The following is a 13,497-nucleotide window of genomic DNA, read 5'->3' as shown; positions in this document are numbered from 1 at the left end:
GCTCGCCCCGGCGATGGTGGTCACGCCCACGACCGTGCTGCCTTTCGGCGGCGTGGCGATCGACGGTCGCATGGCGTCATGCGTGTGCCGCGCCGGCCCATGCGCGCAACGGCGCGCGTGGCTGGTGATCCACGTCGTCGTCGACCGCATCGTCGATTACAGCGGCTGGCTGCGCGGTGTCGGCGAGGATGGCTTGCAGGTGCGGCCCCGCGATTTCAGGTGAGCGGCGCCGGCCGCTCTTCCGCCTGCCCCGGCCCGATCGCGGCAAGACCGGCCAGGCTGAGCAGCCCGGCGGCGGCAAGATAGGCGCCGACCAGCCCCAGCCCGCCATGATCGGCGAGGGTGGTTGCCAGGAACGGCGCCAGCGATCCGCCGAGGATGCCGCCGACGTTGAACGCCACCGACGCGCCGGTGTAGCGAACCAGTGGCGGGTAGAGACCCGGCAGGAACGCGCCGAGCGGGCCGTAAACGAAGCCCATTACGAACAGGCCGAAAGCCAGGAACAGGAAGATTGCCGGCAGCCCGCCACCCAGCAGGGGCGCCAGCGTCAGCCCGGAGACGAGCGTGCCGATGCAGCCGACGACGAGCACCCGGCGCGGACTGCTGTGATCGGACCACCAGCCGGCAAGGACGATGCCGACCGCCATGAACAGGATCGCGCCGAGCTGGAGCGACAGGAATGTCTCGCGCGGAATCCCCCGCGTCGTCGTGCCGTAGCCGAGGGCGAAGGCGGTGGTCAGGTAGAACAGCGCGAAGCAGGCGACGACCGCGAAAGTGCCGGCGAAGGTCGCGCGCAGATGATGACGGAACACGGCGGCGAGCGGGATGCGCGGCGGCGCCTCCTGCTTCAGCGCGGCGGCGAAGGCCGGCGTCTCGACCAGCCGCAGCCGCACCCACAGGCCGAGGATGACGAGCAGCGCACTGACCAGGAACGGCAGCCGCCAGCCCCAGGCGACGAAATCCTCCTGGGTCAGCAGCAGGCCAAGGATCAGGAACAGCCCGTTCGCGGCGATGAAGCCGAGCGGCGCGCCAAGCTGCGGCACCATGCCGAAACGGGCCTTCCAACCGGGCGGCGCATTCTCCACCGCGAGCAGCGCCGCGCCGCCCCATTCGCCGCCCAGCCCCAGCCCCTGGCCGAAGCGCAGCACGCACAGCAGCAGCGGCGCGATCCAGCCGGCGGTGGCATAAGTCGGCAGGAAGGCGATAGCGAAGGTCGACGCGCCCATCAGCATCAGCGAGGCGACCAGCGTCGACTTGCGGCCGACCCGGTCGCCGTAATGGCCGAAGACGAAGGCGCCGAGCGGCCGGGCGATGAACGCCAGACTGAACGTCGCATAGGCGCTGAGCAATTGCGCGGTCGGCGAACTGGCGGGAAAGAACAGCGGCCCGAAGACCAGCGACGCCGCCGTCGCGAACACGTAGAAATCGTAAAACTCGACGGTGGTGCCGACCAGACTGGCAAACAGGACGCGGCGGTTGGGGTTGATCGCGTCCTGGCTCATCCCCCCGGGCCTCCTTTGCCGTATCAGTCGAACAGCGACGACACCGAGCTTTCGTCGGCGATCCGCTTGATCGCCTCCGCCAGCAGCGGGGCGATGGTCAACGTCCGCAGATGGGCGGCGCCGTTGGCCGATTCCGGCAGGCCGATCGAGTCGGTGACGACCAGTTCGGTCAGCGACGACGCCTCGACCCGGGCGACGGCGCCACCGGACAGCACGCCGTGGCTGACATAGGCGACGACGTCCTTGGCGCCTGCTTCGCGCAGGGCGGCGGCGGCGTTGCACAGCGTGCCGGCGGAATCGACGATGTCGTCGACCAGCACGCAGAAGCGGCCGGTGACGTCGCCGATGATGTTCATCACCTCGCTCTCGCCGGGGCGCTCGCGGCGCTTGTCGACGATCGCCAGCGGCGCGTTGTTCAGCCGCTTGGCCAGCGCGCGGGCGCGGACGACGCCGCCGACGTCGGGCGAGACGACCATGATATTCTCACCGCCGAAGCGGGCCTGGATGTCGGCCGACATCACCGGAGCGGCGTAGAGATTGTCGGTCGGGATATCGAAGAAGCCCTGAATCTGCCCGGCGTGAAGGTCGAGCGACAGGACGCGGTTGGCACCGGCGACGGTGATCAGATTGGCGACCAGCTTGGCGGAGATCGGCGTGCGCGGGCCGGGCTTCCGGTCCTGCCGGGCATAACCGAAATAGGGGATGACGGCGGTGATCCGCTTGGCCGAGGCGCGTTTGAGCGCGTCGATGCAGATCAGCAGTTCCATGAGGTTGTCGTTGGCCGGGTAGCCGGTCGACTGGAGAACGAAGACGTCCTCGCCACGGACGTTCTCGTGGATCTCGACGAACACTTCCTCGTCGGCGAAGCGGCGGACCGCGGCGTCGGTCAGCGGCATTTCGAGATAGTCGGCAATGGCGCGGGCGAGCGGCAGGTTCGAGTTGCCCGACATCAGTTTCATTATGCGCAATCCCCGTGAGCAGTCGCCAAGCCTCTTAGCAGCGTCAGCGCCGGGGGGAAGGGGGTGCGGTTTCCAGCGAGGTTATCAGGGGATTATCGCTATCGGGGAATGGAAGCTTCCTACAGGCCGCAGCGTTGGTCTAGAGGCGGGCGATGACCGTCGTCACCCGCTTCGCCCCGTCGCCGACCGGCCGGCTGCATGTCGGCAACGTCCGCACCGCGATCCACAACTGGCTGTGGGCGCGCAAGCATGGCGGGCGCTTCCTGCTGCGGATCGACGACACCGACACCGCGCGGTCGGAGGAGCGGTTCGTCGCCGCGATCCGCGCCGACCTGGCCTGGCTGGGCATGGCGCCGGACGACGAGACGCGGCAGTCGGCGCGCGGCGCGCTGTATGAGGCGCGCTTCGCCGAACTGCGCGACGCCGGCTGGCTCTACCCCTGCTACGAGACGCCGCAGGAACTGGAGCTGAAACGCAAGATCCGGCTGGGCCGGGGATTGCCGCCGGTCTACGACCGCGCCGCACTGACGCTCGATGACGGCGCGCGCGCGGCGCTGGAGGCGGAAGGGCGCCAGCCGCACTGGCGGTTCAGGCTGGACCATGACGCGCCGATCGCCTGGGACGACCTGGTGCGCGGGCCGCAGCAATTCGACCCGGCGCTGCTGAGCGACCCGGTCGTCCGCCGCGCCGACGGATCGTGGCTGTACATCCTGCCGTCGGCGATCGACGACGTGGCGATGGGCGTAACCCATGTCGTGCGCGGCGAAGACCATGTGTCCAACACCGCCGCGCAGGTGCAGATGTTCGCCGCCCTCGGCGCCGCGCCGCCCGCCTTCGCCCATGAGGCGCTGCTCGTCGGCAGCGAAGGCAAGCTGTCCAAGCGGCTGGGCGCGCTGGGCATGGACGCGCTGCGCGACGCCGGAATCGAGCCGCAGGCGATCGTCGCGCTGCTCGCCCGCATCGGCACCGCCGACCCGGTCGAGCCGTTCGCCGACCCGGCGCCGCTGATCGCCGGCATCGATTTCGCGCGCTTCGGCCGCGCCCCGGCGCGGTTCGACGAGGCGGAGCTGGCGACGCTGAACGCCCGGATCATCCACCAGATCGACCATGCCGCCATTGCCGACCGGCTACCCGACGGCATGGGCGCGGAGGGCTGGGCGGCGATCCGCCCCAATCTGCGCAGCGTCGCCGAGGCGGCCGAATGGTGGCGGATCGTCACCGGCCCGTTCACCCCGCCGCCCGCCGCCGAAGCGGACCGGCCATTGCTCGCCGCCGCCGCCGAAGCCGCGCGGGCCGCCGATTGGGCCGCCGACCCGTGGCACACGCTGACCGGCGCGGCGAAGGCGGCGACCGGGCGGAGCGGCAAGACGCTGTTCCTGCCGCTGCGGCTGGCGCTGACCGGCCGCGACAAGGGACCGGACATGGCGGCGCTGCTGCCGCTGATCGGCCGGGACGCGGTGATCGCGCGGCTGGAGGCGTAACGCCGGCCTCACCCATGCCCGGCGATGGGGTCGATTCCTTCGAAACGGAAAAGGGGTTTGTGGCGCCCCCGTTATGTTGTAACATCGCAATGCGACGCCGCGAGGGCGTGGCGCCGCCGGAAGGAGGGTGCCATGCACAATGGAGGCTTCGTTCACCGCAAACCCCGTTCCCCCGCGACACTGGCCGGGGTCGTCGCGATCCACGCCGGAGTGATCGCGGCGCTGGTCCTGATCCGCGGCGATTATGTGCCGAAGATCAACGGCCCGTTCCCGATCAGCTTCTACCCGGCGCCGGACCCGCCACCGCCGCCGCCCACCCCGCAGCCGGAGGTGCGGGCGAAGACCGACCGGCCGGTCGACAGCCGGACGCCGGTGACGCCGACCCCGGACGATTCGGCGATCATCCGCGTCGACCGGAGCGAGCCGATCATCCTGACCGGCGGCGACAGCGACGCGACCGACCGGGTGGCGCCGCTGCCCCTGCCGTCGCCGACGGCGGCGCCGGTGCTGGTCGAGGCAGCGCCCGACCCGCGCCATGCCGAGGCATTCCAGCCACCCTATCCGCCGGCCAAGCAGCGGCTGGGCGAGGAAGGCCGCGTTGTCCTGAAGGTGCTGGTCGGCACCGACGGGCGGGTCAGGGCGACCGAGATCGTCGCGTCGGACGACCCGGCCTTTTCCACCGTCACCGTGCGGCAGGCGATGACCCGCTGGCGGTTCCGCCCGGCGACGCGCGACGGCGTCGCCGTCGAGGCGTGGCGGACGATGACCGTGCGGTTCGAGATGCGGCGGTAGGCATGGATGCGGCGATTCGGCGCAGCGCCGGATCGCCGCATCCCCCGGCGGACGGGCATGGGGCGGATCGCTTCGCCGGGCGCGCGGGGATGATAGCGCCGCACGGGAGGGCGGAAGCGGGTGGCGTCCGGGCGCGGCACCGCCTATCTACCCGGCGATGAGCTTTCTGCGTTTCTTCAACATCGCCGCCGCGCTGCGCGACCTGCGGCAGTTTCTGGCGACGCGGCGCAAGCACGACCTGCTGTTCGCGGCGCTGGCCGTCGGCATCACGACGACGGTAATGGTCGGATTCTACCTGGACGGTTTCGTCAACATGATGCCACCGTGGAAACGCCAGATCACCTACATCGAAAGCTGGCCGGCCGACCGCAGCCTTGAGGAAATCCTGGCCCAGCAGAAGATCGACATGGAAAAGAAGAAGGTCGAGGACGCCAAGCTGGAGGCGGAGCGCAAGAAGCGGCAGGCGGAGTTCAAGAAGATCGACGACGCGCTCAACCGGTGGGGTCTTTGACGGCCGACGCCCGTTTCATGGCCGCCGCCGCCGCGATCGGCGGGCGCGCACGGGGCCTGAGCGCCCCCAATCCCAATGTCGGCGCGCTGATCGTCAGCGACGGGCGAATCGTCGGGCGCGGCTGGTGCCAGCCCGGCGGACGGCCGCATGCCGAGGCGATGGCGCTGGCCGAGGCCGGCGCGAAGTCGCGCGGCGCGACTTGCTACACGACGCTGGAACCCTGCGCCCACGCCAGCCCACGCGGACCGGCGTGCAGCGCCCTGCTGATCGCCGCCGGGGTGGCGCGGGTGGTCGGCGGCATGATCGACCCCGACCCGCGCACCGCCGGTGCCGGTTACGCGCGGCTGCGCGCCGCCGGGATCGCGGTGACCGACGGCGTGCTGGCCGATGTCTGCGCGGCGACGATGGAAGGGTTCCTGACCCGGCAACGGCTGGGCCGGCCGCACGTGACGCTGAAGCTGGCGCTGTCGCTGGACGGCTGCATCGCGCTGGCCGACGGCAGCAGCCGCTGGATCACCGGCGCGGCGGCGCGCGCCCATGCCCATGTCGAACGCGCCCGCGCCGAGATGATCGTCGTCGGGCGCGGCACGCTGACCGCCGACGCGCCACGGCTGGACGTGCGGCTGGACGGGCTGGAGGGGCGCAGCCCGCGCCGGGCGGTGCTGAGCCGCGATCCGCCGCCGGACGGCTGGGAAGGCCTGCCCGCCCCCGCCGCGATCGCCGCGCTGGACGGGGTCGACCACCTGCTGGTCGAGGGCGGGGCCGGGGCGGCCGCCGCCTTCCTCGCCGAGGATCTGGTTGATCGGCTGCTGCTCTACCGCGCGCCGATCGTCATCGGCGACGGGCGGCCGGCGGTCGACGCGATCGGGCTGACCGACCTGTCCGATGCCCATGGGCGCTGGCGGCTGCGCGACGCGCGCGCGCTTGGCAGCGACCGGATCGAGGTCTACGAGCGCCAGCGGAGCTGACCCCCATGTTTACCGGCATCATCACCGACATCGGCCGCATCGAGGCCGTGGAAACGCGGGGCGACCGCCGCCTGACCATTGCCTGCGGTTACGATATGGCCGGCGTGGCGATCGGCGCGTCGATTGCCTGTTCCGGCGCCTGCCTGACCGTGGTCGCCAAGGACGAGCGGCATTTCACCGTCGCCATTTCCGCCGAGAGCATCGCCCGCACCGCGCCGGGAATGTGGGAGACCGGCCAGCGGCTGAACCTGGAACGGGCGATGCGGGTCGGCGACGAGCTGGGCGGCCATATCGTCACCGGCCATGTCGACGGCATCGGCCGGGTCAGCGGGCTGCGCGACGAGGGCGATTCGATCCGCCTGACGGTGACGACCGACGCCGCGCTCGCCCCCTATATCGCCGCCAAGGGATCGATCGCGCTCGACGGCGTGTCGCTGACCGTCAACAGCGTCGAGGACCACGGCGGCGACACCGCGTTCGGCCTGAACATCATCCCGCACACCGCGGCGGCGACGACGTTCGACGCGCTGACGATCGGTCGCGCCCTGAACATCGAGATCGACATCCTCGCCCGCTATCTGGGCCGCATGGAGCAATATCGTGCCAAACGCTGATCCGAAGATCGCCCGCATCCGCCACGCCTTCCTGTCCAGCCCCGAAGAGATCATCGACGAAGCGCGCAACGGCCGGATGTTCATCCTCGTCGACGACGAGGACCGGGAGAATGAGGGCGATCTGGTCATCCCCGCCCAGATGGCGACGCCGGACGCGATCAACTTCATGGCGACACACGGACGCGGGCTGGTCTGCCTCGCGCTGGCCAGGCAGCGGGTCGAGCAGCTCGGCCTCGACCTGATGAGCCGCAACAACGGCACCCGCCACGAAACCGCCTTTACCGTGTCGATCGAGGCGCGGGACGGGGTGACGACCGGCATTTCCGCCGCCGACCGCGCCCGCACCGTGGCGGTGGCGATCGATGCGGCGAAGGGGCCGGAGCATATCGTGACGCCGGGCCATGTCTTTCCGCTGATCGCGCGCGAAGGCGGCGTGCTGGTCCGCGCCGGACATACCGAGGCGGCGGTCGACGTCGCCCGGCTGGCCGGGCTGAACCCGTCCGGCGTGATCTGCGAGATCATGAAGGACGACGGCACGATGGCGCGGATGGACGACCTGGTCGCCTTCGCCCAGCGCCACAAACTGAAGATCGGCACGATCCGCGACCTGATCGCCTATCGCCGGCGCCACGACCATCTGGTCGAGAAGCGGGCGGAGATGCGCTTCACCAGCCGCTGGGGCGGCGAGTGGGTGGCGATGACCTTCTACAACAAGGCGACCGGCGACGAGCAGATCGCGCTGGTCAAGGGGCGGATCGACCCGGCAAAGCCGACACTGGTGCGGATGCACGCGCTGTCGATGTTCACCGACGCGTTTGGCGAGAATTCCCCGCGCGGCGGGCTGCTGCCCCGCTCGATGGAGGCGATCGCCGCGCACGGGGCGGGCGTGATCGTCGTCATCAACCGGCCGATGGCCGACGGCCTGACCCGCGCAATGCGCGCCCGCGCCGCCGGCAAAACGCCCGGCGCCCCGGAATTCGAGGAATTGCGCGATTACGGCGTCGGCGCCCAGATCCTCGCCGAACTGGGGGTGCAGGACATGATTTTGCTGACCAACACCCGCCATATGCTGGTCGCGCTCGACGGGTACGGCCTTTCGATCGTCGGCGAGCAGGCAATCATCAGCGAGGAGATGGAGTGATGGCGCGTATCCTGATCGTCGAGGCGCGGTTCTACGCCCATCTGAACGACCTGCTGCTCGAAGGCGCGCGCGCCGCGATCGAGGCGGCCGGCCACCGGCACGAGACGATCACCGTCCCCGGCGCGCTGGAGGTGCCCGGCGCGGTGGCGCTGGCGGCGGAGACCGGGCGGTATGACGCGTTCGTCGCGCTCGGCGTGGTGATTCGCGGCGAAACCTATCATTTCGAACTGGTCGCCAACGAAAGCGCGCGCGGGGTGATGGCGCTCAGCCTCGACGGGCTGGCGATCGGCAACGGCATATTGACCGTCGAGAACGAGGCGCAGGCGCTGGCCCGCGCCCGGCCAGACGACAAGGACAAGGGCGGCGACGCCGCCCGCGCCGCCATCGCCATGCTGGGCCTGAAGGAACGGTTCGGCGGGTAGAAGCGCGGCACCGGTCCACGCCCCCACCCGGCCTCCCGACGACAGTATCGTGAAATGGGAGGCCGGGTGGGGGCGTGGGCCGGCGCCGAACCTGGACCAGCTACGCCGGCGCCAGCGCCGGGTAGTCGGTATAGCCTTCCGCGCCCTGGCTGTACCATGTCGCCATGACGTCAGGATTGAGCGGCGCGCCCGCCGCCAGCCGGGCGGGCAGGTCCGGGTTGGCGAGGAAAGTGCGGCCGAAGCTCACCGCGTCGGCGACGCCGGAATCGAGCGCCTGCTGCGCGGTGGCGCCCAGATAGTCGGAATTGAGCACCAGCACGCCGTTGAACGCGCGGCGGATCGCCGGCGACTGGCGCGGCTGGTCGGTGCGGCCGAAGGTGCCGTCCGGCCCCGGTTCGCGCAGTTCGAGGAAGGCGATGCCGATTTGCGACAGCGCGGCGGCGGCAAGCGGGAACACGATTTCCGGCGCGCTGTCGATCACCCCCTGACTGTCGCCGTTGGGCGAGAGGCGGACGCCGGTGCGATCGGCGCCGACCGTATCGGCCACCGCCTGCGTCACCTCGCGCAGCAGACGGATGCGGTTTTCCGGGCTGCCGCCATAGGCATCGTCGCGGTGGTTGCTGCCGTCGCGCAGGAACTGGTCGATCAGATAGCCGTTGGCGGCGTGAATCTGCACCGCGTCGAAACCGGCGGCGATCGCGTTGGCGGCGGCGGTGCGATAATCGTCGACCAGCCGGGGAATGTCCGCCAGCGCCAGCGGCCGCGCCTGCGCATAGGGTTGCTTGCCGGCATAGGTATGGGCCTTGCCGGGCGCGGTCGTCGCCGAGGCGGAAACCGGCCGTGCGCCGTCGAGGAAATCGGGGTGGACGATCCGCCCCATATGCCAGAGCTGGGCGGCGATCCGCCCGCCGGCGGCATGAACGGCGGCGACCACCGGCTTCCATGCCTCCACCTGCGCGGCGGTCCACAGCCCCGGCGCATAGGGCCAGCCAAGCCCTTCGCGGCTGATCCCGGTTGCTTCGCTGATGATCAGCCCGGCGGCGGCGCGCTGGGCATAATAGGTCGCCATAAGCGGCGTCGGCACATGATCGCGGGTGGCGCGGCCACGGGTCAGCGGCGCCATCAGAACCCGGTTGGGCGCGGCGACCGCGCCGATTTGGACAGGATCGAACAGGCTGGGCACGCATTTCTCCCGATTTTAGAACGAGACGTGAAACAGATAGGAGGTTAGAGGACGGCATGCACCCGCCGGTCAACCTGACGCCACCTTACAAGGACCGGCCTTACGCGAAACCGGTGCGTTTTGCCTTCGCGGCGTTGCTGATCGGCAATGTCGCGCTGGCCTTTGGCCCGCTGTTCGTCCGCATGGCGACCGATACCGGCGGCATCGGCCCGATCGCCGCCGGATTCTGGCGGTTGACGCTGGCGGCGCCGATGCTGCTGCTGCTGACCCGCGCGACCGGCCAGCCGATCGGCCGGATGAGCGGCACGCTGTGGGCGATGCTGGCAATCAGCGGCGTGCTGTTCGCCGGAGATCTGGCGAGCTGGCACCTGGGTATCATGCACACGACGCTGGCCAATTCGACGCTGTTCGGCAATTCAACCAGCCTGATCTTCCCGCTTTACGGCTTTATCGTCGCGCGCAGCTGGCCGACGCGGCCGCAGGGCATCGCACTGTTGCTGGCGGCGGGGGGCGCCGCGTTGCTGCTCGGCCGGTCCTACCAGCTTTCGGCCGCGAACGTCGCCGGCGACCTGCTCTGCGTGCTCGCCGGGGTGATGTATGCCGGTTACCTGATCGTGCTGGAACGGGCGCGGTCGACATTGCGGCCCTGGCCGGTGCTGGCGCTGTCGACCGTCGCCGGCATCCTGCCGATGCTGCTGTTCGCGACGCTGATGGGCGAGGCGATCCTGCCGCGCGACTGGACCGCGCCGATCATGCTGGCGATCGTCAGCCAGGTGGTCGGCCAGGGGCTGATGATCTACGCGCTCGGCAATATCCGGCCTTTGGTCATCGGGCTGGCGCTGCTCGTCCAGCCGATTGTCGCGGCGACGATCGGGTATTTCGTGTTCGGCGAGACGCTGGGGGCGCTCGACATTGTCGGCGCGGTCGCGATCGGCATCGCGCTGGTGCTGGTGCGCGAACGCCGCCCGCGCCCGGCGGCGGGGTGAGCGGCGGCGGGGTCACGACCGGCATGACGGGGGTGGATGCCGGGCGGTGGAGGCTTTAGAAGCGGGCAGGCCCCGCAGGCTGGACGTGATGGCGATGCTTCCCGACGACCCGACCCTGGACGAGATCCGCGCGCATCTGGCGCCGCGCCTGGCCGCGCATGCTGCGTTCGACGGCTGGCGCCCGGCGGCGATCGACAGCGCGGCGGCGGAAGCCGGCATCGACCCGGCGGTGGCGCGACTCGCCTTTCCCGGCGGCGCGGTCGCGATGATCGACGCCTGGTTCGAGAGCGTCGACCGGGCGATGGAGGCGGCGCTGCCGCCGGAACGGCTGATCGCGATGAAGGTGCGCGAGCGCATCCGCGCGCTGGTCATCGCCCGGCTCGACGCGGTTGCGGGCGAACGCGAGGCGCTGCGCCGGGCGATCGCGGTGCTCGCCCTGCCCGCCAATATCCCGGCGGCGACACGAATTAGTTGGCGGACCGCCGACCGTATCTGGCGGCTGGCCGGCGATACCGCCGCCGATTTCAACCATTACAGCAAGCGGCTGACCCTGTCGGCGCTCTATACCGCGACGATTTTGGTGTTCCTGGACGACGAAAGCCCGGAATTCGCGGAAACCCATGCCTTTCTCGACCGGCGGATCGCCAATGTCATCGCCTATGAGGTCGCCAAGGCGCGGCGCGCCGAGCGGCGCGGCCACCGCCCCAGCCTGTCCCGGTTCATCGGCCGGCTGCGCTACCCGGTGGCATAAAGCCGGGCGGACGCGCAAGGCACTGGAATTGCCTTCCCGTTATTGATAATCGCTTGCATAATGAGCGCCTCTCTTTCGCCGCTTCCGCTTGACGAGCTGCCGCTGCGCCGGGTGGCCCATATTCTGTCGATCGACTGGAGCCGGCTGGCCGCGAGCGAGGCAAGGCGGCTGCGCGAGCTGGGTTTTGACGAGGGCGTCCGCATCGAAACGCTGCACCGGGGCGGCCTGTTCGGCCGCGACCCGATCGCGATCCGGGTCGGGCGGATGACGGTGGCGATCCGTCGCGCCGTCGCCGCCGCGGTTTCGGTGCACCCGGCGTCATGAATCAGCCCCCGCTCGTCGCGCTGGTCGGCAACCCCAATGCCGGCAAGAGCGCGCTGTTCAACGCGCTGACCGGCGCGCGCCAGAAGGTTGGCAATTACCCCGGCGTCACCGTCGAACGCCATTCCGGGCGGATGGCCCTGCCCGACGGACGACCGATCGAACTGGTCGACCTGCCCGGCACCTACAGCCTGGACCCGTCCAGCCCGGACGAGGCGGTGACCCGCGATGTGCTGACCGGCGCACAGGCGGGCGAGCGACCGCCGGCGGCGATCATCGTCGTCGTCGACGCGTCCAACCTCGACAATCATCTGCGCTTCGCGCTGCAGCTGATCGCGCTGGGCCGGCCGGTCGTCGTCGCGCTGAACATGATCGACCTGGCGCGGCGCGACGGGCTGGAGATCGACGCCGGCAAGCTGGCGACGGCGCTGGGCGTGCCGGTGATCGAGACGATAGCGGTCCGCAAGCGCGGCATCGACGAACTGAAGGCGGCGGTGGCGACGCTGGTCGGCAACGCGGACCGCGCGCCCCCACCGGAGCCGGCCCAGGCCGACATGGTCACCCTGCAGCGGCGGGCGCGCGCGATTTCCGCCGAGGCGACGCTGAGCGAGAGCACCGGCCGGCGGATCAGCCACAGCATCGACAAGCTGGCGCTGCACCCGGTGCTGGGACCGATCATCCTCGCCGCGCTGATGTTCGTGATGTTCCAGGCGGTGTTCGCCTGGTCCGAGACCCCGATCGGCTGGATCGAAGACGGGATGCAGCGGCTGGCCGACGTGACGGCGGCGGCGTTGCCGGACGGGTTCATCCGATCCCTGCTCGTCGAAGGGGTGATCGCCGGTGTCGGCGCGGTCATCGTCTTCCTGCCACAGATCCTGATCCTGTTCTTCTTCATCCTGCTGCTCGAAGCGTCGGGTTATATGGTGCGCGCCGCCTTCCTGATGGACCGGCTGATGGCGCGGGTCGGCCTGTCCGGCCGGGCGTTCATTCCGCTGCTGTCGTCCTTCGCCTGCGCGGTGCCGGGAATTATGGCGACACGGACGATCGAGGACCCGAAGGACCGGCTGACGACGATCCTGATCGCGCCGCTGATGACCTGTTCGGCCCGGCTGCCGGTCTATACGCTGATCATCGCCGCGTTCATTCCCAACCGGCTGGTCGGCCCAGGCATCGGCCTGCAGGGGCTGGTGCTGTTCGTCCTCTACATCGCCGGGATCATCGGCGCGCTGGTCGTCGCGCTGATCCTGCGCAGCACCGTGACCAAGGGCGGCGGCGGCGGTTTCCTGATGGAAATGCCGAAATACCAATGGCCGCGGCTGCGCGACGTGCTGATCGGCCTGTGGCAGCGAGCGGCGATCTTCCTGAAGCGCGCCGGTTCGATCATTGCCGTCACCACCGTCATCCTGTGGCTGCTCGCCAGCTTTCCGGCGGCGCCGGCCGGTGAGAAGCAGAGCGAATATTCGTTCGCCGGGCGAATCGCCACCGGCATCGAGGTGGTGGTGCGGCCGATCGGCTTCAACCACGAGATCGCGATGGCGCTGCTGCCGGCGATGGCGGCGCGCGAGGTCGCGGTATCGGCGATCGCCACCGTCTATGCGATCGACGCCGATGACGAGGAACAGATGACGATGGCGCTGGAGGACCGGCTGCAGGGCAAATGGTCGCTGCCGACGGCGCTCGCCTTTCTCGCTTGGTTCATCTTCGCGCCGCAATGCATATCGACGATCGCCGTCACCAGACGCGAGACCAACGGCTGGAAATGGCCGCTGTTCATGGTCTCCTACCTGTTCGTCATCGCATATGTCGCGGCGGGGGCGACCTATTGGACGGCGACGGCGCTGGGGCTTTAGTTCAGGCGGCGCCCGC

General features: G+C 70.0%; 15 protein-coding genes. 12 read left to right on the top strand and 3 right to left on the bottom strand.

All coding sequences use genetic code 11. The features are described from left to right. Window positions 1-13 precede the first annotated feature (13 nt). Complete coding sequence (locus tag ACMT1E_RS14485) at window positions 14-223, top strand: hypothetical protein (protein WP_414901117.1); 210 nt, start codon at window positions 14-16, stop codon at window positions 221-223. Here the strand turns inward: ACMT1E_RS14485 and ACMT1E_RS14480 are convergent. Further along, on the bottom strand, window positions 216-1,502 hold the full coding sequence (locus tag ACMT1E_RS14480; RefSeq protein ID WP_414901115.1) for an MFS transporter: 1,287 nt from the start codon (window positions 1,500-1,502) through the stop codon (window positions 216-218). The two genes, ACMT1E_RS14485 and ACMT1E_RS14480, sit on opposite strands and share 8 nt — an antisense overlap. Before the next feature lie 23 nt (window positions 1,503-1,525). Next, entirely contained in the window at window positions 1,526-2,461 is a 936-nt protein-coding gene (locus tag ACMT1E_RS14475) for a ribose-phosphate pyrophosphokinase (RefSeq protein ID WP_414901113.1), read from the bottom strand. 152 nt (window positions 2,462-2,613) lie between these two features. Between ACMT1E_RS14475 and ACMT1E_RS14470 the strand changes: the two genes are divergently transcribed. From ACMT1E_RS14470 to ribH, 7 genes are all read left to right on the top strand, one after another. After that, entirely contained in the window at window positions 2,614-3,942 is a 1,329-nt protein-coding gene (locus tag ACMT1E_RS14470) for a glutamate--tRNA ligase (protein ID WP_414901111.1), read from the top strand. A 132-nt stretch (window positions 3,943-4,074) separates the two neighbouring features. Further along, a complete protein-coding gene (locus tag ACMT1E_RS14465; RefSeq protein WP_414901109.1) occupies window positions 4,075-4,734 on the top strand; it encodes an energy transducer TonB in 660 nt (219 codons plus the stop codon). Window positions 4,735-4,891: 157 nt separating this feature from the next. After that, on the top strand, window positions 4,892-5,245 hold the full coding sequence (locus tag ACMT1E_RS14460) for a hypothetical protein (RefSeq protein ID WP_414901107.1): 354 nt from the start codon (window positions 4,892-4,894) through the stop codon (window positions 5,243-5,245). A 17-nt stretch (window positions 5,246-5,262) separates the two neighbouring features. Beyond that, window positions 5,263-6,213: a bifunctional diaminohydroxyphosphoribosylaminopyrimidine deaminase/5-amino-6-(5-phosphoribosylamino)uracil reductase RibD gene (gene ribD / locus ACMT1E_RS14455; RefSeq protein ID WP_414903459.1), complete on the top strand. Its 951-nt coding sequence runs from the start codon at window positions 5,263-5,265 to the stop codon at window positions 6,211-6,213. A gap of 5 nt (window positions 6,214-6,218) precedes the next feature. Further along, window positions 6,219-6,827: a riboflavin synthase gene (locus ACMT1E_RS14450; protein ID WP_414901105.1), complete on the top strand. Its 609-nt coding sequence runs from the start codon at window positions 6,219-6,221 to the stop codon at window positions 6,825-6,827. Then, the gene (gene ribB / locus ACMT1E_RS14445; protein ID WP_414901103.1) at window positions 6,814-7,968 is read left to right on the top strand and encodes a 3,4-dihydroxy-2-butanone-4-phosphate synthase; all 1,155 of its coding nucleotides are present in this window, start codon (window positions 6,814-6,816) and stop codon (window positions 7,966-7,968) included. Before ACMT1E_RS14450 ends, ribB begins: the two co-directional genes overlap by 14 nt. Further along, window positions 7,968-8,390 carry a 6,7-dimethyl-8-ribityllumazine synthase gene (gene ribH / locus ACMT1E_RS14440; protein WP_136163647.1) on the top strand — a complete coding sequence of 141 codons (423 nt, stop codon included), beginning with the start codon at window positions 7,968-7,970 and terminating at the stop codon, window positions 8,388-8,390. The genes ribB and ribH overlap by 1 nt, the downstream gene beginning before the upstream one ends. Before the next feature lie 100 nt (window positions 8,391-8,490). On the opposite strand, the gene ACMT1E_RS14435 is transcribed toward ribH, so the two are convergent. After that, window positions 8,491-9,573 carry an alkene reductase gene (locus ACMT1E_RS14435; protein ID WP_414901101.1) on the bottom strand — a complete coding sequence of 361 codons (1,083 nt, stop codon included), beginning with the start codon at window positions 9,571-9,573 and terminating at the stop codon, window positions 8,491-8,493. Between the two features lie 56 nt (window positions 9,574-9,629). Between ACMT1E_RS14435 and ACMT1E_RS14430 the strand changes: the two genes are divergently transcribed. The 4 genes from ACMT1E_RS14430 (at window position 9,630) to feoB (ending at window position 13,481) form a co-directional block, all read left to right on the top strand. After that, complete coding sequence (locus ACMT1E_RS14430; protein ID WP_414901099.1) at window positions 9,630-10,559, top strand: DMT family transporter; 930 nt, start codon at window positions 9,630-9,632, stop codon at window positions 10,557-10,559. 88 nt (window positions 10,560-10,647) lie between these two features. Beyond that, complete coding sequence (locus ACMT1E_RS14425; protein ID WP_414901098.1) at window positions 10,648-11,310, top strand: COQ9 family protein; 663 nt, start codon at window positions 10,648-10,650, stop codon at window positions 11,308-11,310. Between the two features lie 60 nt (window positions 11,311-11,370). Then, entirely contained in the window at window positions 11,371-11,634 is a 264-nt protein-coding gene (locus tag ACMT1E_RS14420; RefSeq protein WP_414901097.1) for a FeoA family protein, read from the top strand. Then, window positions 11,631-13,481 (top strand): ferrous iron transporter B, encoded by a 1,851-nt coding sequence (feoB, locus tag ACMT1E_RS14415; protein ID WP_414901096.1) that lies wholly within the window; start codon window positions 11,631-11,633, stop codon window positions 13,479-13,481. The genes ACMT1E_RS14420 and feoB overlap by 4 nt, the downstream gene beginning before the upstream one ends. Window positions 13,482-13,497: the final 16 nt, after the last annotated feature.

Origin of the sequence: Sphingomonas flavalba (assembly GCF_047553045.1) — a bacterium.
GTDB classification, from domain to species: domain Bacteria; phylum Pseudomonadota; class Alphaproteobacteria; order Sphingomonadales; family Sphingomonadaceae; genus Sphingomonas_L; species Sphingomonas_L flavalba_A.
Note: the sequence above shows the minus strand (reverse complement) of the source record. Positions and strands in the feature narration are given on the sequence as shown.

Coding starts and splice junctions, on each gene's coding strand:
- ribD (WP_414903459.1), top strand. CDS start 5,263: ATGGCCGCCGCCGCCGCGATCGGCGGGCGCGCACGGGGCCTGAGCGCC.
- ACMT1E_RS14485 (WP_414901117.1), top strand. CDS start 14: ATGGTGGTCACGCCCACGACCGTGCTGCCTTTCGGCGGCGTGGCGATC.
- feoB (WP_414901096.1), top strand. CDS start 11,631: ATGAATCAGCCCCCGCTCGTCGCGCTGGTCGGCAACCCCAATGCCGGC.
- ACMT1E_RS14460 (WP_414901107.1), top strand. CDS start 4,892: ATGAGCTTTCTGCGTTTCTTCAACATCGCCGCCGCGCTGCGCGACCTG.
- ACMT1E_RS14430 (WP_414901099.1), top strand. CDS start 9,630: ATGCACCCGCCGGTCAACCTGACGCCACCTTACAAGGACCGGCCTTAC.
- ACMT1E_RS14475 (WP_414901113.1), bottom strand. CDS start 2,461: ATGAAACTGATGTCGGGCAACTCGAACCTGCCGCTCGCCCGCGCCATT.
- ribH (WP_136163647.1), top strand. CDS start 7,968: ATGGCGCGTATCCTGATCGTCGAGGCGCGGTTCTACGCCCATCTGAAC.
- ACMT1E_RS14450 (WP_414901105.1), top strand. CDS start 6,219: ATGTTTACCGGCATCATCACCGACATCGGCCGCATCGAGGCCGTGGAA.
- ACMT1E_RS14480 (WP_414901115.1), bottom strand. CDS start 1,502: ATGAGCCAGGACGCGATCAACCCCAACCGCCGCGTCCTGTTTGCCAGT.
- ACMT1E_RS14470 (WP_414901111.1), top strand. CDS start 2,614: ATGACCGTCGTCACCCGCTTCGCCCCGTCGCCGACCGGCCGGCTGCAT.
- ACMT1E_RS14425 (WP_414901098.1), top strand. CDS start 10,648: ATGGCGATGCTTCCCGACGACCCGACCCTGGACGAGATCCGCGCGCAT.
- ACMT1E_RS14465 (WP_414901109.1), top strand. CDS start 4,075: ATGCACAATGGAGGCTTCGTTCACCGCAAACCCCGTTCCCCCGCGACA.
- ACMT1E_RS14420 (WP_414901097.1), top strand. CDS start 11,371: ATGAGCGCCTCTCTTTCGCCGCTTCCGCTTGACGAGCTGCCGCTGCGC.